Annotated in this window: 17 protein-coding genes; 9 read left to right on the top strand and 8 right to left on the bottom strand. The window is 45.1% G+C overall.

The genetic code is table 11. The features are described 5' to 3' along the window. The 4 genes from J7529_RS22505 to J7529_RS22490 form a co-directional block, all read left to right on the top strand. Nucleotides 1-314: transposase (locus J7529_RS22505; protein WP_318730838.1), on the top strand; the 314-nt coding region annotated here is incomplete at its 5' end. 87 nt (nucleotides 315-401) lie between these two features. After that, nucleotides 402-1,394, top strand: a complete 993-nt coding sequence (locus J7529_RS22500) for a PRC-barrel domain-containing protein (RefSeq protein ID WP_318730837.1) — start codon at nucleotides 402-404, stop codon at nucleotides 1,392-1,394. A 105-nt stretch (nucleotides 1,395-1,499) separates the two neighbouring features. Then, nucleotides 1,500-2,318: a hypothetical protein gene (locus J7529_RS22495; protein ID WP_318730836.1), complete on the top strand. Its 819-nt coding sequence runs from the start codon at nucleotides 1,500-1,502 to the stop codon at nucleotides 2,316-2,318. Between the two features lie 101 nt (nucleotides 2,319-2,419). Next, on the top strand, nucleotides 2,420-3,844 hold the full coding sequence (locus J7529_RS22490) for an NADP-dependent isocitrate dehydrogenase (protein ID WP_318730835.1): 1,425 nt from the start codon (nucleotides 2,420-2,422) through the stop codon (nucleotides 3,842-3,844). Between the two features lie 709 nt (nucleotides 3,845-4,553). Here J7529_RS22490 and J7529_RS22485 read toward each other — a convergent pair. From J7529_RS22485 to J7529_RS22465, 5 genes are all read right to left on the bottom strand, one after another. Next, on the bottom strand, nucleotides 4,554-5,837 hold the full coding sequence (locus J7529_RS22485) for an SMI1/KNR4 family protein (protein ID WP_318730834.1): 1,284 nt from the start codon (nucleotides 5,835-5,837) through the stop codon (nucleotides 4,554-4,556). Nucleotides 5,838-5,859: 22 nt separating this feature from the next. Continuing rightward, nucleotides 5,860-7,173 (bottom strand): polysaccharide deacetylase family protein, encoded by a 1,314-nt coding sequence (locus tag J7529_RS22480; protein WP_318730833.1) that lies wholly within the window; start codon nucleotides 7,171-7,173, stop codon nucleotides 5,860-5,862. Between the two features lie 156 nt (nucleotides 7,174-7,329). Beyond that, a complete protein-coding gene (locus J7529_RS22475) occupies nucleotides 7,330-9,147 on the bottom strand; it encodes a CHAT domain-containing tetratricopeptide repeat protein (RefSeq protein ID WP_318730832.1) in 1,818 nt (605 codons plus the stop codon). 38 nt (nucleotides 9,148-9,185) lie between these two features. Continuing rightward, nucleotides 9,186-10,100 (bottom strand): DUF1822 family protein, encoded by a 915-nt coding sequence (locus J7529_RS22470; protein WP_318730831.1) that lies wholly within the window; start codon nucleotides 10,098-10,100, stop codon nucleotides 9,186-9,188. A 29-nt stretch (nucleotides 10,101-10,129) separates the two neighbouring features. Continuing rightward, entirely contained in the window at nucleotides 10,130-10,792 is a 663-nt protein-coding gene (locus J7529_RS22465) for a hypothetical protein (RefSeq protein ID WP_271943669.1), read from the bottom strand. Nucleotides 10,793-10,973: 181 nt separating this feature from the next. Here J7529_RS22465 and J7529_RS22460 point away from each other — a divergent pair, with 181 nt between their 5' ends. Then, nucleotides 10,974-11,951: a threo-3-hydroxy-L-aspartate ammonia-lyase gene (locus J7529_RS22460; protein ID WP_318730830.1), complete on the top strand. Its 978-nt coding sequence runs from the start codon at nucleotides 10,974-10,976 to the stop codon at nucleotides 11,949-11,951. A 28-nt stretch (nucleotides 11,952-11,979) separates the two neighbouring features. Here J7529_RS22460 and J7529_RS22455 read toward each other — a convergent pair whose 3' ends face one another. Further along, nucleotides 11,980-12,579 (bottom strand): DUF4126 domain-containing protein, encoded by a 600-nt coding sequence (locus tag J7529_RS22455; RefSeq protein WP_318730829.1) that lies wholly within the window; start codon nucleotides 12,577-12,579, stop codon nucleotides 11,980-11,982. 212 nt (nucleotides 12,580-12,791) lie between these two features. On the opposite strand from J7529_RS22455, the gene J7529_RS22450 reads away from it, so the two are divergent. From J7529_RS22450 to cbiM, 4 genes are all read left to right on the top strand, one after another. Next, nucleotides 12,792-14,156, top strand: coding sequence for a response regulator (locus tag J7529_RS22450; protein WP_318730828.1), 1,365 nt, complete (start codon nucleotides 12,792-12,794; stop codon nucleotides 14,154-14,156). A gap of 263 nt (nucleotides 14,157-14,419) precedes the next feature. After that, nucleotides 14,420-15,262 (top strand): DUF4382 domain-containing protein, encoded by an 843-nt coding sequence (locus J7529_RS22445; protein WP_271943680.1) that lies wholly within the window; start codon nucleotides 14,420-14,422, stop codon nucleotides 15,260-15,262. 59 nt (nucleotides 15,263-15,321) lie between these two features. After that, on the top strand, nucleotides 15,322-15,879 hold the full coding sequence (locus J7529_RS22440; RefSeq protein WP_318730827.1) for a carboxypeptidase-like regulatory domain-containing protein: 558 nt from the start codon (nucleotides 15,322-15,324) through the stop codon (nucleotides 15,877-15,879). Continuing rightward, complete coding sequence (gene cbiM / locus J7529_RS22435) at nucleotides 15,866-16,504, top strand: cobalt transporter CbiM (protein WP_318730826.1); 639 nt, start codon at nucleotides 15,866-15,868, stop codon at nucleotides 16,502-16,504. The genes J7529_RS22440 and cbiM overlap by 14 nt, the downstream gene beginning before the upstream one ends. A gap of 246 nt (nucleotides 16,505-16,750) precedes the next feature. Here the strand turns inward: cbiM and J7529_RS22430 are convergent, their stop codons facing one another. Both J7529_RS22430 and J7529_RS22425 read right to left on the bottom strand, forming a co-directional pair. Next, entirely contained in the window at nucleotides 16,751-18,382 is a 1,632-nt protein-coding gene (locus J7529_RS22430) for a CocE/NonD family hydrolase (protein ID WP_318730825.1), read from the bottom strand. A gap of 112 nt (nucleotides 18,383-18,494) precedes the next feature. Then, nucleotides 18,495-18,871, bottom strand: a 377-nt coding sequence (locus tag J7529_RS22425) for a transposase (RefSeq protein WP_318730824.1), incomplete at its 5' end; no start/stop codon positions are given.

Raw genomic sequence — 18,871 nt, 5'->3', positions numbered from 1 at the left:
GAATGCAACGACTTTGGGGTAGAAAGATCGGTGATTTGGCATTGGCTGAATTTCTTTCTATTCTTGAATGGGTAGCTGCTAAAAAATCTAAGCGTGTAGTTTATATCGATCGATGGTTTCCCAGTTCCAAGACTTGTTCTGAATGCGGTCATGTACTCAATGAACTGAAGCTCAAAGATCGTCAATGGTCTTGTCTTTCATGTTCAACGGAGCATGATAGAGACTTAAATGCGGCTAAAAATATAAAATCAGTTGGGGCATCAACTGATTCGTTAGGCGATGTCAGACAGTCCCAGACTGCTATTGCTGTTTGAGCGGAGAATCCCCGCACCTTCAGGTCGGGGAGTATGTCAAAATAAAGAATAAATATTTCGCCAGAGAAGAGGACTCGTCCCCTAATAATGATATCGGAAAAAATCAGCCAACGCTCTGACTTTCTTGGAACCCAAGTCATCACCCGGAATAATGGCAAACGCTTGGGAGTCGTCAGCCAACTGTGGGTCGATATAGACCGGCGGGAAGTGGTTGCCTTAAGTTTGCGAGATAATCTGCTCTCAGGTGTTCTCGCCGGAATTCCCCGCTATATGTACTTGAGCAATATTCGCCAAGTCGGTGATGTGATTCTTGTTGATGATGACGACGTAATTGAAGATGTCAACGTAGAAGTTTACAGCAGCCTCATTGGTAGTGAGGTGATTACCGAAGCTGGGGAAATGCTCGGCAAAGTCAGAGGGTATCGCTTTGATACAGAAGATTATCGAGTCACTTCCTTAATTATTGCCTCGATTGGCTTACCCCTGATTCCTGAACAGGTGGTTAGTACCTATGAACTCACTATTGATCAAATTGTGAGCAGCGGGCCAAACCGCCTGATTGTGTTTGAAGGTGCAGAAGAGCAGATGGTGCAGTTAAGTGTGGGGGTACTAGAGAAGCTGGGTATTTCCCAAGCACCTTGGGAACGAGAAGGAGCTGAACCCTATGCTATGCCAATCATTGACAGCGAAAAGCAATTAGGTCCAGGTACTCCCATACACACACAAAAGCCGATCCCCGAGATGGAGCCAGTCATGGAAGAAGATTGGAATGCGGATGAATGGCAAAAACCGCAACCGGCTCCCATGCAGCAGTTCAAGCAACCCGAACCTCGGTATGAGCAAAGCTATGAGGAAGATAACTGGGGAGGTGATGGGGACGAAGATCGCAGCTATCGAGAACCAAGCTATCGGGTCGATCCTCCTGAAGTAGATAATGAAGAGATTCCAGAGGCTCCTTATGAACCCTCCTATCGAGAGATAGAAGAGGATGCTTGGGCTGATAAAGACCAGGAAGAACCCTTAGATTTGCCGAAAGTTAATATTCCAGAGACTCTGAAAAAACCAGAGTATGAAGGATAACGGTTTGTGTGAGTTGTGAACGAAAGAACCCTCTAGCCTTAAATCCCTTGTTGAAGGCTCTCAAGGCAAGGGGCTTTGGCCCCTTGTTAGACCCTCTTTTTTCTGATGAGTATCCAAAAAATTCCCCTGGCATCTATCCAAAAAATCCGTACCTATCTCACGAGTCTGCTGGTGCTTCCAGAGTCTGAAAACTGCCGGCGATCACTCTCTTTTAATGAATCTGACGATCTCCCAGAACCGGAATCTCTCGATGAGCTAGGGGGATTATTTGATTTGGGGCCAGCAGAAGAGGATGAGGAGGCGATCGCCACATCACCTTCTGGGCCTTGGTTAATTAGTGCCGTTAATCCTGCCACTGCTTTACGCAAATTACCTGGGCTACGCTTAAAACTGGGTCTACGCTGGGTTAGCTATATTTATCGTGACCCCAATGAACCCAACAGTGGCACGGGAATAACTTGGGCTGTACCAGAAGACTATTGTGCGACGGCTACCCTCGAAGAAGCCCTAGCCGATGGCTGCGATCCAGAGCATCCCCCCCGGCCCCAAGGGGCATTAGATAATTTTATGGCTGCCATTGAAGGCGATCGCAGCGCTCCTTCTTTTATGGTTGCTACCCTACTGCGCCGAGAAATTCAAGAATTTGTCCGTGCAAAAGCAAATCGAGATTGGAGTTACCACCGCTTGATTGACTCCCCTCCCAAGCAAGTCAAATGGCAATGGAAAGGCCAAATCAAAGACTTATCCCCCAAAATCCGTAAGCTGGATGATGGCAAAATTGCCGTAGAATTTTTCACTTGTCGCACCAGTGCCCCGATCGCCATTTTTCGCCACGTTGAACAATATCCCTCATCCAGTTATCAGAGCAAGGCGATCGACCAACCCGTAGCGATTCCCATCCGTACAAAATCAATTAAAAATTAAAAATTAAAAATTAAAAATCAACAATCAGGATCTGGTAGCCTGGTACGTGCTTAACTGAACATCGGTAAGCATAAACCCTTAATTTCAGCAAGGATTACCCTATGTACGAAAAAATCAGCCCTCCTGAAACCGGCGAAAAAATTACCTTTGCTGAAGGTAAACCCATTGTTCCCGACCATCCCATCATTCCCTTCATTCGTGGAGACGGTACGGGGGTAGACCTTTGGCCCGCCTCTCAGAAGGTCTTTGATGCTGCCGTTCAAGCAGCCTATGGTGGAAAACGGAAAATTTCCTGGTTTAAGGTGTACGCTGGTGATGAAGCTTGCGAACAATATGGAACGTACCAGTATTTACCTGAAGATACCCTAAAGGCGATCGAAGAATATGGAGTTGCTATCAAAGGTCCCTTAACCACCCCCATTGGTGGCGGTATTCGCTCCCTCAACGTTGCTCTGCGGCAAATTTTTGATCTCTATGCTTGCGTGCGCCCCTGTCGTTACTACGCCGGAACTCCCTCGCCCCACAAAACGCCAGAGAAAATGGACGTAATTATCTATCGGGAAAATACCGAAGATATTTACCTCGGTATTGAATGGCGCGAAGGCACAGAAATTGTCAAGAAACTGATTGAATACCTCAATACCGACCTCATTCCTTCTACTCCTGAGCATGGGAAAAAACAAATCCGTCTCGACTCTGGTATTGGCATTAAACCCATCAGTAAAACCGGAACTCAACGACTGGTGAAGCGGGCTATTCAAAACGCCCTTCGCTTACCCAAAGAGAAACAAACGGTCACCTTGGTTCATAAAGGCAATATTATGAAATATACCGAAGGAGCCTTCCGCGACTGGGGTTATGAATTAGCCACCACTGAGTTTCGCCAGGAATGTGTAACTGAGCGCGAATCCTGGATTTTGAGCAATAAAGAAGAAAATCCAGACATTAGTTTAGAAGACAATGCTCACAAACTCGAACCCGGTTATGATGCCTTAACTGCCGAGAAAAAAGAAGAAGCTTGCGCTGAAGTAAAAGCCGTTCTGGATGCGATTTGGGAAAGTCACGGTAATGGGAAATGGAAAGAGAAAATCATGGTCAATGACCGGATTGCCGATAGTATTTTCCAACAACTACAAACCCGTCCTGGAGAATATTCGATCCTCGCCACTATGAACCTAAACGGGGATTATCTCTCGGATGCTGCTGCCGCGATTGTTGGGGGTTTAGGTATGGGGCCAGGGGCCAATATTGGCGATAGTTGCGCTATTTTTGAAGCAACCCATGGCACTGCTCCCAAACATGCGGGTTTGGATCGGGTCAATCCTGGATCATTGATTCTTTCTGGAGTCATGATGTTAGAATACATGGGCTGGCAAGAAGCTGCAGACTTAATTAAAATGGGCATAGAAAAGTCGATTTCTAATCGCGAAGTGACCTATGATTTAGCCCGACTTATGGAGCCTCCGGTTAAGCCCCCTCTGAAGTGTTCGGAGTTTGCTGACGCGATTATTAAATACTTTGGCTAAGGTCTTGCTTTGGTAATACAGCCCACTTTTCTTTTCTGTGGATGCATTAGTATAGCGCTGCGCGCTAGGGAATAGGTTATGGTAGCTAGGTTTCAGTATTGAATCGGAGTCCTAACCGACGATTTCTCTGCTACAAGAGCGCAGGGCAACCTACTGGACTTTCTCCGCTAATTTGATGAATTAGGAGAAGGAGTACGATCGTTGTAGCGTGAATCTCGGTAACTAGTCCGTAAATAGCGCTACTAACTAACCCCAAAAGGGAAAGTTGAACTCTCGGTCTGATGCAGGTGTAAGTCCTGCCTACCAGACTTAGGTATGACTCCCTATCTGCCCACGCAGACCGGACTCGGAACTCCGGAGAGCGAAGCTGGGAACAGGGTGCAATCAGACATCCGTTGTGGGATGCCCCGGGGGCTAATGGGGCGTTCCAATGGTGAAACAGAGCCTAAAAAGCAACCTAGGCAACATGAACTTCTGCCCATTCCTCTTAAATCCCATCGACGGAGAGCTAAAAGTCTGTTTCGCTTGGGATTTGACTATCTACGCTCTGTTTTCACCAATCTTGACCACTAATTCCCTGCTTTTCTCTACTCCCTCTGTTTTTTGTCCTGTACTTAGATCACACTGTTTTTTTGCAATTTACAGCAGTGAGAATGCACAAGAAAAAAGTTGTAGATTTGAATAAAATTATGATCTTCTCTTACCTACCTTACTGCCACCACTGCTGGATTAATTTCTCCCAAACAAAATAAGCCACTAGGATCGGTATCCCTAAACCGATCAAAAGTGTTATGATTTCTAAGATTAGGCATCGCCGTTGCACAGTAGCAATTCTATTGTAGTCATATTGGGAGTCATATTGGGTTCTAATTTCTTTCTTTTCCCCTTCAATGATTACTGTTTCCACCCATGCCGTCACGCGACCTAACTCATCGTATTCATAAAACTGAGAGTTGTATTTTTGAATAATGGGGGCTGATTTAGATACATCTTCAATAATAAATCCGCCTGAGTCGATATAGTAAGCACCTGTTTCACAGCATTCTACCAATGTTAACATCATGGCTGTTAAGCTATCATAGTATACGCTTGGCATGCCTCCTTCTTCGCACTCAACAACTGGTTGTTCTGGGTAGTTAGGTGGAGCTTGTAAGGGAATACCACAACTGCCTCGATCATCATTAATAACAATAAAAAGTGGACTTTTAGCGCACCACTCTTCATTAAGATACCATTCTTCATTAACATATAACTCTTCATCTTCAGCAACCATAGTATTCCAACCCATGCTGCTTTCTATGGCTTCATCGAAAGGGAGAAAAACCATAGAAGGGAAAACCCAAAAATGACAATCTAATGTTGCTCCATTGCGCCACTGATAAAGTTCATAAATGTCTGCGGGAAGTTTGAATCCAATTTTTTCTTCTCCTGCCTGAATTTCATCGAAACTGAGTCCAGGCTGAAAAGAATGAGCTAATTCAGGCTTATGTATTTCTAGCCACTTTACGATCCTATCAAGTGCATCAGTTAGAGTTGACATATCGTTGATTTTTCTGGGATTTAATTGTTCGGCAATAAGTTTTGCATCAAAAATCAACTTGCCAATTGTTTTGACTTCCAGATCGCATTTCAATTTTTTCTGTATCACAGGATCAAAGCCATATCCATCTTTGGCTGGAATATAAGGAGTAATTTCTATTTGTTTTTCCTTTAAAATCAAACTAATAAAAACCGTTTCTCTATCGAATTGTTCCCAGTCATTAAACCCTAGGCGATTTAGTACTTCTTCAGAAGTTTCTTTTAGACGATCGTGAGGGATTTGATCCAAGGAATATTGTAAATTTTCTAAAACTTGTTCTCCTAGCTCAGATGCATCTATCTTTCTATCAAGTTCAAATACAGGCAGGCAGGATATCCATATACCAAACGTAGTTCTGGATTTACAGATAATATATATTGTATTTTGATGAAAATGAATGTTACATCCTTTCATAAAACACGCTTAGGGTAAGTTGTTAATTATTCAGGGTTAACTCTTCTTCGGTTTCATTTAATGGGGTTTGTTTGGCCTCAATTTCTAACAGTTCGGGAACGGTGACAAAGCGATAACCTTGTTGTTTGAGGGTGGTGATAATTTGGGGTAGGGCTTCGACGGTGTTGCGGCGATCGCCTCCGCCATCATGAAAGAGCACAATCCCACCAGGGGTGACACTCTTTAAGACGTTATCGATTAAGACTGGAGTAGACACATAATAGTCCTCCGAGTCAGAAGACCACATCATAATCCCATAGCCTTTAGACTCGGCATAATCGGCTAAACCGCTCTCTAGATTCCCCCCTGGAGGTCGAAACAGCTTAGTTTTAACCCCTGTAAGATCAAAAATCAGTTTGCTGGTGGACTCGATTTCCTGGGCAGCCGTTTGTGGATCGAGAGTATGGGTATAATGATGTTCGGTATGATTTCCCAGAATATGACCAGCATCAGCGACTTTTTTAGCAATTTTGGGATAGTTTTTCATATGCTGTCCCACCAAGAAAAAGGTCGCTTTAATCTCATATTCTTTGAGAATGTCTAAGATTTGTTCCGTAGTCTTTGGCCAAGGACCATCATCAAAGGTTAAAGCCACAACTTTTGGCATCGCTAAAGCATCAGCCTTATTAATGATTTTGCCGCGAAACTGCTCTGGAATATCCACGACTTTGAAAGAGGGTTCAAGTTTTGGGGGGAAGACAGCAACTGGACTGGGTGAGGCTTCTGGAGTGGGAGCAAGGGTAGGAGGGGGATCGAGGGGAAGTGGTGTAGAGATGGCAAATCGATTTTGATGAATCCAATGGGCATTGATCAGTTGTGAATAAAACCACCAGCAGGAAAGAATAAAACTTACAGCAGTTAAACGACTGATGAGTAACGTCCGCATCAGTCGGAATTTGAAAGGCGCAGAAGTAGAGGGGCTTGGCTCTGGAGCGAGGGCACTGCTTTGTTCGCTGGCAGGGGTTGCAATTCGTACGGCTTGTTTCCAGAGGATGCGGCGATCGCCAGCTTGCCGGGCGATAATTCTCACCTGGTGAATAGCTGCGGAGTTGAGCGTCCACAGACGATAGCAGACAAATCGCACTAAACGCTGCTGGAGGCTTAAACATTGATCTTTGCGTCTCGGATGGTGAAAATCAACCTGAACATTCAGCCAGCGATCCGGAGACTGGTTCACTTGCACGGAAACCCCTTGCGGTGCAAGTAAGCTATTCATCCAATAACTAATTGCCTGGGGATTCCCTTCCTTAGCGAGGTCGAGTAGAGAAGGTTGAGCAAAGATCTCAGAATAGGTCATGGGTTAGCTAGGCAAGAGGGAATAGGCAAGAGAGAATAGGGAATAGGTGATATTAGGTAGATTTCTCCGATTGAATGAAAGTCCTAACTTGTTCCTACTCTGCTATACCGGTTACCAGGGGTCAATTTCCAATTCTTTCGGGTGGATTAGGATTTGTCAATCATTGAGTCTAGATATGGCTTCACCTAAACACTTATCTTGTTCTTCGGATCGTTCACGGAGTTTGTCCTCAGCATCCTTAGCCAGGTCTTCTTTGGTTTTGTGCCAATAGTCTAGGGCTTTTTCTAGGTTGCCTTCCCTTTCCCAGACTTGAGCTAGTAAACAAGCGGCATGGGGAGCTGTAATCTTTTTAGTGATCGAGAGCGAAATGGCTTTCTCTAAGTCTTCTTTCGCTTCTATCCACCGTTCTTGCTTGATTCTTGCCCATCCGCGATTTTTCCAACAGGCAAGTTCTATACCCGGGTAGACTGGACGCTCGATACACTGATTGCTCCGGTAGATTGCTTTTTCCAGATTTCCTAGGCGAATGTTGAGATAGGCAGCTTCTGCCTGAGCATCTGGATGCCCTTTATTGGCGGCTCTTTCGTACCAAAAAAGACAGATAGTATTTAATTCTTGCTTCTGTTTACAGACCCAGCCGCGATTATAGTAAGGCTGGGGAGTCCAGGGAGCGATCGCGATCGCCACACCATTAAAGAACAGAGCTTGGGTCATTCTTCCCTCGTCGTAGTGAAATGCTCCCTGTCGATCGACTCGCTTGGATACCTCTGGGGCAAGCATTCCATACGTCGGCGCACCTAAACTAATCCCTAGTATGACCAGAAGCAGGGTCTTAAGTTTCGATCGCCGTGAGAGGTTTGACGCTGGTGCTGAAACGGGCGGAGAAATCGGTGTTAACTCTTGCGGTTGAGGCCAAGTGGGAGCAATGGCGGTTGGATGTTGATAAATGATCGGTAACCAACTGGCACAGGGAAATTGGTCTTCCCAAGCTTGAAGTCTTTCCCGCGCTTCTCGTGCCGATAGATGAAAGGATTGGCCGTGGGAAAAGGCGTGCAAAAATGATTTGAGGAATTCTTGGGCAATGCGATCGGGGACTTTCTCCCGCATGACAATCGTGTAGGGAATGGCTAAATCTTCTAAATCTCGTGCTAGTCCTAAACCATCGCAAGAGTTAAAAATCACCAGTTGCAGACCTTGTTGCGCGGCTTGACGCAAGCCATACCAGAGTTCGGTCAGGAGGATAGAGTCTTGGGAATTGATATAAATGCGTCCGGCATCTCCTTCTGTTTCACTATGGCCGGCAAAGAAGATAATATCCCACGGCTGACTCCAGAGGTGGTCAGTAATCTGATGCAGTTGGGGTTCTACCAAGAATGTAACTTGTGCATCGGGCAAGCTTTCTAGGATGTGGCGATCGCGCTCAATATCAATACCTTCACTATTGCCTAAAATCGCCAGAACTCTCATCTGTTCTGGAGATGAATCGGTCTGTTGACAGGGTTCAAAGCTCACTTGACTTAAGGCGACTTCCGCTCGTCGATAGCGATCGACTAAATCCCATAAATGCCAAGGTAGCTGTTGCAATTCGGGAATTTCCGTGCGAATCAGAAATCGAATTTCATCGTCCCGTTGCAATTCTTCCCGCAGTCGGCGATCGAGGTCTTGAAACGAGGGCGATCGCAGCCAAATTTGGAACTGTTCCTTCAGCTCAAGAGCGCGATCGCGACAGCGCTCGAAGTTATCTACAATCGATCCATCATAGACAATTTTCCCCGGCTCCAGCCGCGAATTTCTACCCAATTGGTCATAACTCTCTTTCCACTGCTGTAGTGCAAAATACAGGTCAGGACACTCGGGCAATCTCCCCACCTGTTCGATCTGACGGGGTTCCCCTTCCCGACCGATTTCCAAGGTGACTCGACAACCCGATACAGTTAAGTCACCTTCGAGCTTGAGTCCGACGAATTTTTTCATGGCGGATTCTGAGGTTAGGCATCATGAAGCTATGTTTATTAAATCACAAAAGATTCAATCATGCACATCTGACCTAACGAAATTTGGACACTAAAGGGTTCTCCGGTTTCTCCCTTAAACTCCATTTGAATATTCTTCGTCTGGGTAGCGATCGCTTCCATAATAGAACGACCCGTTTCGTTCAATATATTCACTTTCAGATCGCGGGGGAGATAGCTCTGTTCTGCTGTGGGATAAAGCTCGACAGAAATCTGCATTTCTTGATCGCTCGGTTGAACCCCCATCAGTAGTGTAAAATGATTGTTTTGGTGTTGAAATAGTTTGCCTCGCTTAACACCCTGACGTTTATCTCTGGAGCGAAAATTAAGCACTAATTGTGGCTCCTGAACGGGGAAGATTTCATCCAAGGTTTTCCAACCTTGGGCGATTGAGTTCTGTAGCCAATCACTGAGGTTAATCCGGGGAAACGGTACGGGCTGCAAAAAGTAAAACAGTTCTTCTGGCGATCGTAATTGACTTAAAGGAATCATTTCTGCTTCTACTTGCTCCACAAATCCCAGAATTTCCGCTTCCGTTAATTCCCGATTTAATCTTACAGCAATATAGGCGAGACGATCCTCAAAGACTTCTGGAGGAACCCTCATATAATCCTGACCTGGTAAAACCGGACGGCATTCAATTTTACCTTGATGAGGTAACTCTAAGTCCGCCACATCGAAGCAAGCCTGAAGCACGCTATCAAAGCTCTCGCAAGCTTCTGTATGGGGATCAAAGCCCAAGTATTGAAGATGAAACTTAACTGCTAAAACTGATAGGGTGTTCAAATAGACTTGCTTGCGCTTTCGAGGATTCTTTTGTGAGTGCAAAAACACTTCAGCTTGTTGATGGTCGCTAAATCCAAGGGGAATTTTAGGACTGATAGAATTGAAGAATGGGGAAGAATGAATAACCATGACAATAAACTCCAAGAACAAAATTAAAATCAGGTTGTTAAATCCTGCAACTGTTTTTTGAATTGAATCATTTTGCGCCGATAAAAGCTCGATAAAGTCGGAACGCTAACACTCAGGGATTCAGAAATCTCTTGCCAAGACTGACCATAGAGCCGCCTTAAAATCAAAATCCTCAGATTCGCCTTCGGATGACGTTTAACATAAATTTTACTCAATTCATGTTCTGGATTCTCCTCTAATTGTTTAATGACTTTTTCTGTAGTGGAGAGATTTTGCTCATCGTCATGACTGTCGGGTTCGTATTCCTCGAAATCATCTAACGTCCGTTGATAAAATTGCGATCCATGGAGATGAGAGCGGCGAAACTCTTGAATAGCGCCCAACCAAAAACGCTGTTTGAGTAAGAAGTTAACCCAAGCTAAAACGTTCGCTCGTTCAGGTTTATACTCATCGATATGTTGACAGAGGTAAAGCATGAGATTTTGTTGAGCTTCACCATAAATTTCTGCATAGGCTTGTCTATACTCAGGAGGAAGGTCATTCCGATGGGGACGGTAGAGCTGGCCACAATTAAGGAGTAAGCCGATGAGTTGCTTTAGGGCCTGGCGATAATCGAGTGTTCCTTGTGGGCATTCTTGGGCCCTGAGTACAAGTTGCCGCAGTTGGCGATCTAAGTCCTCGCTTGAAGTCATGTCATAGAGAGAAATTTCAGAGGGTTCTATAAGTTAGTCAGTTTTTTATGGGCAATTTTATGCATTTTTGCGGGAATTGATACAAAAATTCACAATGCCGTAAATAAATATGACGAAGTTCAAGGTTATGACTGGAATTAACCCCCAAAAAGTGATATAATTTCGAGTTTAACTCTGCAATATGTCCGATCGCCTTCTTTCACCCACATATACAGATATTGAACGGGCCGCACAGGGTCTCCAAGGCAAGGCTCACCAGACTCCTGTAATGACTTCTCGGATGGTCAATGAGATTACTCAAGCACAAGTCTTTTTTAAGTGCGAAAATCTACAAAAAACTGGCTCATTTAAATTTCGTGGTGCTTACTATACCCTTTCTCAACTGCCGGAATCCGAACGCAAGCATGGTGTTATTGCTTACTCATCTGGGAATCATGCCCAGGCGATCGCCCTCGCCGGAGCCTTACTAGAAATTCCCACAACCCTGGTGATGCCCGAAAATGCTCCCAAGGTCAAATTCTCAGCTACGGAGGGATACGGAGCAAATATTGTGACTTATGACCCCACGCAAACCCGTCGGGAAACCCTCACCTTACAGTTAGCTAAAGAACAGAATCTAAACCTAATTCCCCCCTATGATCATCCCCAGATTATTGCTGGTCAGGGAACCACAGCCAAGGAATTAATTGAAGAAGTCGGAGATCTCGATTATTTGCTCGTTTGTTGTGGAGGAGGGGGACTACTCTCTGGATGTGCGATCGCCGCTAAAACCCTTTCCCCACACTGTCACGTCGTTGGCGTAGAACCGGCCCTAGGAGATGATGCGACCCGCTCTTTTTATACCCAAACCCTGCAAACCGTCAACAATCCCCAAACCATTGCCGATGGCGCTCGTACTCCCTCTTTAGGCAACTATACATTTCCCCTAGTGCTGCGCCATGTCGATCAAATGGTCACTGTTTCTGAAAACAGCATTCGCCGCACCCTGCGCTTTCTTTGGGAACGGTTAAAACTAGTAGTTGAACCGACTGGAACCTTAGCCGCGGCTGCGTTATTGGAGGGGCAAATTCAAGCTCCTGGCGCGAAAATTGGTGTGATCCTGAGTGGAGGGAATGTGGATTTAGAGCAATTACCATTCTTGTTGGCGATCGCCCAATAGCATTACCCTCACCTGGAAAACCCTGAGATTAATCGGGGTTCTGTTTGTGGCGACGGGGATGGGAGAGATCGCCGGGTTTTGACTGTTCCACATACCAGCGATACCACTCCTTAGAGCTGCGGACAGCCAACCATAACAACAATAATGCAATCAGTCCTCCCTGTTCCGGGGCATCAAAGGCAAACAAGACCAAAAACACACAGAGCAAATCTTGCAGGAAAATAGCCCATATGGGAAGTCCTCGGAGACGATAAAACCATCCTGCTTGTACCAGTTGTAAAACTAAGGCTAAGATCCCGCCCACTGCACCAACGAGCCAAATCATCCAGGTGGGTTGTTGAAGAGTTGTTTGGGCGATCGCTATCCCCATGATCGTTCCCACTAAAGGACTAAATACCACCTGAAGTAACTGCTGCACCCGTTGACCTAAAAGTTGTTTGGGAGCAACCAACTCAAATAATGACCAACTGACCAATACCCCTAACACAACTTGGGGCGGAATTAAAGATAGAATAGGAACACGAGACCATAGGGAATCACCGTGTAATAGACCAATGACTAATAACGGTAAAGCAATTCTCAGTCCTGCTGATGCAGAAGCAGAGAGGACCGCTAAAATCTCAATCATAACTTATGCACTTGGTCAATCTGTCAAGTATGAATGGAGGATACCCCATATTTGGATCAGAACAAAGACTTAGTATGATGAATGATGATACAGATCCCATTGGGAGTCCCTTGAGAGGTTCTTCATCAGTTCTCACTCTCCCCTCTACCTTCAAACTTGCCGATAGGGAACTCCTAAAGTTAGTCTAACAAAAGAAATTGGAGCAATGACCTATGGAGATGGAGACTGCCAAACAAGACTTAATCTTAATTGTCGATGATAATCCGACAAATATCAAAGTCCTCTTTAGCTTCTTAAAAGAATCTGGATTTAAGGTTTTGGTAGCCAAAGATGGGGAAAGTACCTTAGAAAAACTCCAGGAAGTTACCCCCGATTTAATCTTATTGGATGTGATGATGCCGGGCATCGATGGGTTTGAAACCTGCCGTCAGATTAAAGCTTGTTCCCAAACCCAAGATATTCCCGTTATTTTCATGACGGCTTTATCGGATACGGTTGATAAAGTTAAAGGGTTGAAAATTGGTGCAGTAGACTATATTACCAAACCCTTCCAACAAGATGAAGTTTTAGCTCGGATGAATATCCATCTCCAGTTACAAAATTTAACTCGCCAATTTAAGATTCAAAATGAACAGTTAAAACATTTAACGGCAGAACTTGAACAACGGGTTGAAGATCGCACTGCACAATTAAAAGACTCTCTTCATCAACTTCAGGAAGCTCAGATTCAACTCATTCAAAGTGAGAAAATGTCGAGTTTAGGCGAGTTGGTGGCTGGCGTTGCCCATGAAATCAATAATCCAGTTGGATTTATTGCGGGTAATATTAGTATGGCGATGGAATATACCGAGGATATTTTTGAACATTTGAAATTATATCAAAAACAGTTTGCCGATCCAGGGGATGAAATTACTGAACATTCAGAGGATATTGAACTAGAATATTTAATGGAAGATTTGCCAAATATGCTCTGTTCTATGGAGTCGGGAATTGAACGGATTCGGAATATTAGTTTATCATTGCGAAATTTTTCTCGGTCCGATAGTAATACATGTACGGATTTAAATATCCATGAAGGATTAGAAAGTACGCTCATGATTTTGAGACATCGTTTGAAGGCCAACGATCAACGACCGGAAATCCAGATTAATAAGTATTATGGAGAGTTACCGATTGTTCATTGTTATGCGGGCCCTTTAAATCAGGTGTTTATGAATCTGTTAGCGAATGCAATTGATGCGCTGGATGAGCAAAATGAGAATGAGAATAAAAGTTATGAGGATTTAAAAGATTATCCCAATGAAATCACTTTAACGACTAAAGCAGTTGGTGGGGGGAAGGTAGAAATTAAGATTGCAGATAATGGGCCAGGGATTCCAGAGGATAAAATAACGGAGATTTTTAGCCCCTTTGTGACGACGAAACCAGTGGGAAAAGGAACCGGTTTAGGATTATCAATTAGTCATTCTATTGTAGTGGAAAAACATCAAGGTTCTTTGAAGTGTAATTCAGAGTGGGGAACAGGAACAGAGTTTGTGATTCAAGTGCCGGTTAAGCAAGTTGGCCACGAACAATAAGGAATAATTAAGAGAACAGGAAAACCTAAAAATAGAGTTTTCCCTATTGTTGGAGTGCAAAGTACAACTGAGCATCAGAACTGAGGCAGTTTTCCCGATCGCGAAAAGATCATCATTTTTTAACAGAGTTGCTCAAACCGAGATCTGATAAGCCGGAAAGCTCTTTCCTTCCTCATCTCTCTTCTTTTTTTATCCCCACAGGGGGCATTGTAATCTCCATCAAGATTCGCTTGACTAGAAACAGATGTCAAGTCAACAAAGATATGGTCAATCAACGTTTTCAGGTGTTGCTGACTGCTGTTCTCGTTGCGAGTAGTTTGATGGGGTGTAACAGCCCTACGCCACCGAGTTCAGATGTTCAAGAAAGTACGGGCAGCTTAAACTTGCGTGCCAATGGTGAAGATTTTGTGCGGCAAGGATTTACTTCTAAAGATGGTTGGCAGATCCAATTTAATCACGTCTATGTAACTTTAGACCAGGTAAAAGCTTATCAGAGCGATCCGCCCTTTAATGCGGAAGAAGAAGGAGAAATTGAAGCGGAAACGATCTTGGCATTTGATTCTCCCCAGACGGTGGACTTAGCAGCAGGAGATGACGATGCAGAACCGATTTTAGTGGGGCAACTTGAGGATGTGCCTGTGGGAGTTTATAATGCGCTCTCTTGGCAGATGCTTCCTGCTCTTGAAGGGCCAGCCCAAGGTCATACCTTACTCCTTGATGGTGTGGCTGAAAAAGACGATCGCCGGATTAATTTTCAGGTGAGTGTCGATCGAGGCTATTCCTATACCTGCGGTGAATTTGTGGGCGACCAAAGAAAGGGTATTGTGACTGATGGAAAGTCGGCTGATGTAGAAGCGACATTTCATTTAGATCATATTTTCGGCGATCGCACTGCCCCTGATGATGATGATATTAATGTCGGTGCGTTAGGCTTTGAACCTTTAGCGAAATTGGCTCAAAATGACACAGTTGAGTTAGATGAGTCCATGTGGCGATCGCAACTGACTCCTGAAGAGGTTAAACGCTTCGACGAAGCCCTCAACTCCCTCGGTCATGTGGGTGAAGGTCATTGTCATCAATCTCAGACCCTCCCCACACAGCCTTAAGCTACTCTTCAAGTCAACCGTAAAACCTCGTTTTCATTCCCTATTTCCCCTTATTCCCCATGTTGAATGCTCAAAACTTTGTACCACAAGTAGGGGCGAAAAAGTTTTTGCCCCTACTTTTGCCTCTTGCCTTTGGTCTAACATCGGTTCTGGGTGAAAAAGCGATCGCCCATGGGGTAACTATTCGACATCATCAAATCTCTGCCATCCAAGTGCAAGCCACCTACGATTCTGGGGAGCCAATGGACAACGCTCAAGTGAGCATCTATGCTCCTGACGATCCCACAACCCCTTGGATACGAGGGATATCCAATGCCCAGGGCGAATTTGTTTTTGTGCCCGAACCAGGTCAAACCGGAACTTGGACGGTGAGAATTCGTAAAGCGGGTCATGGTCAAATTATCCATATTTCCAGCCCTGAAACCGGCTCAAACGTCGAGTTGATAGCCGAAAATTCCAGCCCGGAAGCCTCCCAAACCGCGATCGCTCCTGCCAGTTTAGGAGGTTATACTTCTATCCAGAAGGGGGTGATGATTGCCTCAGTCCTCTGGGGATTCATCGGAACCACGTTATTTTTCTCGCGAAGTAGTCGGAGTAAGTCGAATGCACATTCCTGATGGTATGCTTCCCCCACAGGTGGTCATTGTGGGATACGCGGTCAGTGGGGGAGTCATGGCATGGTCTTTGAAACAGATTGAACGGAGCGATCGCACCCAAGAACAAATTCCCAAAGCCTCCTTACTCACTGCTGCTTTTTTTGTCTCCTCCTCCCTTCATATTCCGATCCCTCCCGCAAGTGTCCATTTAGTCCTCAATGGATTACTCGGAGCCATCTTAGGCTATTATGCCTTTCCTGCTATTGTGATTGGATTATTTTTTCAAACTGTCATGTTTCAACATGGAGGACTCTCTACCCTTGGAGTAAATGCCCTCTTAATGGGAATTCCTGCCTTACTCGCTGGATATCTCTTTCGTTCTCGGTTCATTTTTGGGTTAAAAAATCGATTTTGGACACCGTTCTTTGGCTTTCTATCAGGGAGTAGTGCTGTTGCTTTATCCGCTACTATTTTCTTGAGTTTGGTCTTATTTACCTTACCTACCGATATTGACCAAAACTTAGAACAAGCTTCTTTATGGGCATTACTATTCGCCCATATTCCCCTCGTGATTTTAGAAGGGATTTTTACCGCCATGGTCGTCCTTTTCCTGGAACGGGTAAAACCGGAATTAATTAATAATTAAGATGATAGCGTTTTGTGCTAGGGAATGGGCAATAGGCAACAGGCAATAGAAAATATCCTAACTCTCCCTTTCTCTGCTATAGTACTGCCCTTACGGGGAATTGAATCAATTAAAATAACTGCCTCCTCTAGAAATAGAAGGAGGCAGTTATTTTCGAGCTTATCCTGTAGCCACAGCTATCTTATCTCACCTTCTTTGATAATATGGTAACAATGACTACGGGGATCGCTGGCGAGGGAGAAAACTTTAAAAACTCGATTCTAAAGGTAAGCAAATGCGGGAAGGATAAGTGCTACCAGATTGAAGGGAGAAGGTGATAACTTGAGCATCGATTAAACGGGTTTGACCAGGACTTTGACCAGTACCGGGATTCACAGGATAGGCAGGAAAACACGCACCACTTAAACTTAACCGCAGACTACTGCCGATGGGTAATTGGATACAGGTCGATTGCAGGTAGAGTTTTAGGGGGTTTTGGGGTTCCGTGACACAGAGATAGCCTTGGGTAAAGTTATAAACTCTGCCGTCGGGTTTCACTTCTGAGAGGATAGCGGACAGATCAAAGCTCTGTGTAGAGGCTTGACAATAGACTTCAACGATCGCCTCTCCTAAGATACACATCACCTCCGTTAACGGTTCGCTGGTATAGGTGACGGTATCGGTGCGACAGTCGAGCAGGGAGCGATCGCACGCTCCAAAAGGACTATACACATGGCCCCCCAGAGCAGGAAAAGGTCGCCAGGGGTCGTGAACCCAGCGATCCATGCTTTCATTCGGGGGAGCAGTTTCAATTAAAAAACCTTCTTTATCGCTAATATTCGCCAGTCCCGTACTGGAGAGATAATAGGATTTAGTCGAATTCTTCGGCCATTCAGCCAGGGATCTCCATCGGTTACTTCCCATTTCAAACACCGAAATTGGAGGCATTTCTAAGCGTCCCGTATCTTGACCCTTGAGAAACTGATTAAACCAATTCACTTGCATCAGATCGATGGGACTCGCTGCGGCTGCACCATAATCTAATTCTCCCACCTTACGCCCCCAAGGAAGATGGGCCCAGGGGCCAACAATCAGATGTTGGGGATAACTGCTGCGTCCAGCTAACTCATGATACCAGCGCAACGTTCCCCGTAGATAGGGATCGAACCAGCCGCCAATATGGAGCATCGGTAAATCGACAGCCTCTAAATTCGGCGATAAAGCTTGCCAATATTCATCCGGTTCGGGATGTTCTAACCACCGATGATAAAACGCATCGGGGCAATATTTCCGCAACGTTTCGTCTAAGCGGGGTTCTAGACCATGGACGGGAAGATTCCGGGAGGCATTGTAGAGAATTTGGTGAGCGATCGCATCGTTTTTTAAACGTGCTGTTTCGGCCGCTAATTGCAAGGCCCAACCTAAATTAGATGCGAAACAAAATGCTCCCCCTTCATAGGCCCAATCTGCATAGAAATCATAGGCAATCATCGCCGGACAAAGGGTTTTTAGGGCTTTCGGTTTCCCTGAAGCGGCATACAATTGACTCATTCCCTGATAGGAAAATCCATACATCCCCACCTCTCCAGTACTTCCAGGCAGTTGAGCGGCCCAATTAATCGTATCGATACCATCTTCAACTTCATGGATAAACAGGTGAAAATCTCCTTCAGATGTTCCTCGACCTCTGACATCTTGAATGACCACAATATAGCCATGAGCTGCATACCATTCGGGGTGAGCATAGACCACTGTGGAGGCAATTTCCCGACCATAGGGTTGTCGCATGAGGAGAACCGGATAGGGGCCATCCCCTTCAGGTTGATAAAGATCGGCATCAAGTCTAATCCCATCACGGGTAGTCAAGGATGTGGTTTGTTTGGGACGCAGAGTTAACATAATTTCCGGGAAAGGTTACGACTGGGGAGCAGTGCAACCGCTACACCTAATCAATAGTGTAGGGTGTTGTTCTTTTGACACTCCCCGGTCTGAAGACGCGGGGATTCTTCATTCATCGAGATGCCGTAAGAGGGCAGGATTGCTCCAACTCACCAAGAGGGCTTCTCTCCTGAAGCGTAAATTCCTCTGTGCCCCAGAGTATTTTCAATCCACGTTGCAGAATCACTTTGGCCGCGTTAATATCACGATCTTCCACATATCGGCAATGTGGACAAATGTGAGTACGAGTTGATAGTCCCTTTTTGACAATTTCGCCACAATTGGAACATTCCTGAGAGGTATAGTGGGGAGAAACTGCAATAGTTACTCTTGCGTATTTGTCTCCAAAATATTCCAACCACCGCCGAAATTGCGACCATCCTGCATCACTTATCGACTTGGCTAGTTTATGGTTTCTAACCAGGCCGGCGATATTCAAATCTTCATAGG

The sequence above is a fragment of the Roseofilum sp. Guam genome (assembly GCF_017746735.1).
In the GTDB taxonomy this organism is placed as follows: Bacteria; Cyanobacteriota; Cyanobacteriia; order Cyanobacteriales; family Desertifilaceae; genus Roseofilum; species Roseofilum reptotaenium.
This window is presented reverse-complemented; position numbering and strand designations above follow the sequence as displayed.

Excerpts from the sequence above, each read along its gene's own strand:
- J7529_RS22500 (WP_318730837.1), top strand. The coding sequence starts at position 402 with ATGATATCGGAAAAAATCAGCCAACGCTCTGACTTTCTTGGAACCCAA.
- J7529_RS22495 (WP_318730836.1), top strand. The coding sequence starts at position 1,500 with ATGAGTATCCAAAAAATTCCCCTGGCATCTATCCAAAAAATCCGTACC.
- J7529_RS22490 (WP_318730835.1), top strand. The coding sequence starts at position 2,420 with ATGTACGAAAAAATCAGCCCTCCTGAAACCGGCGAAAAAATTACCTTT.
- J7529_RS22485 (WP_318730834.1), bottom strand. The coding sequence starts at position 5,837 with ATGAAAGGATGTAACATTCATTTTCATCAAAATACAATATATATTATC.
- J7529_RS22480 (WP_318730833.1), bottom strand. The coding sequence starts at position 7,173 with ATGACCTATTCTGAGATCTTTGCTCAACCTTCTCTACTCGACCTCGCT.
- J7529_RS22475 (WP_318730832.1), bottom strand. The coding sequence starts at position 9,147 with ATGAAAAAATTCGTCGGACTCAAGCTCGAAGGTGACTTAACTGTATCG.
- J7529_RS22470 (WP_318730831.1), bottom strand. The coding sequence starts at position 10,100 with ATGGTTATTCATTCTTCCCCATTCTTCAATTCTATCAGTCCTAAAATT.
- J7529_RS22465 (WP_271943669.1), bottom strand. The coding sequence starts at position 10,792 with ATGACTTCAAGCGAGGACTTAGATCGCCAACTGCGGCAACTTGTACTC.
- J7529_RS22460 (WP_318730830.1), top strand. The coding sequence starts at position 10,974 with ATGTCCGATCGCCTTCTTTCACCCACATATACAGATATTGAACGGGCC.
- J7529_RS22455 (WP_318730829.1), bottom strand. The coding sequence starts at position 12,579 with ATGATTGAGATTTTAGCGGTCCTCTCTGCTTCTGCATCAGCAGGACTG.
- J7529_RS22450 (WP_318730828.1), top strand. The coding sequence starts at position 12,792 with ATGGAGATGGAGACTGCCAAACAAGACTTAATCTTAATTGTCGATGAT.
- J7529_RS22445 (WP_271943680.1), top strand. The coding sequence starts at position 14,420 with ATGGTCAATCAACGTTTTCAGGTGTTGCTGACTGCTGTTCTCGTTGCG.
- J7529_RS22440 (WP_318730827.1), top strand. The coding sequence starts at position 15,322 with ATGTTGAATGCTCAAAACTTTGTACCACAAGTAGGGGCGAAAAAGTTT.
- cbiM (WP_318730826.1), top strand. The coding sequence starts at position 15,866 with ATGCACATTCCTGATGGTATGCTTCCCCCACAGGTGGTCATTGTGGGA.
- J7529_RS22430 (WP_318730825.1), bottom strand. The coding sequence starts at position 18,382 with ATGTTAACTCTGCGTCCCAAACAAACCACATCCTTGACTACCCGTGAT.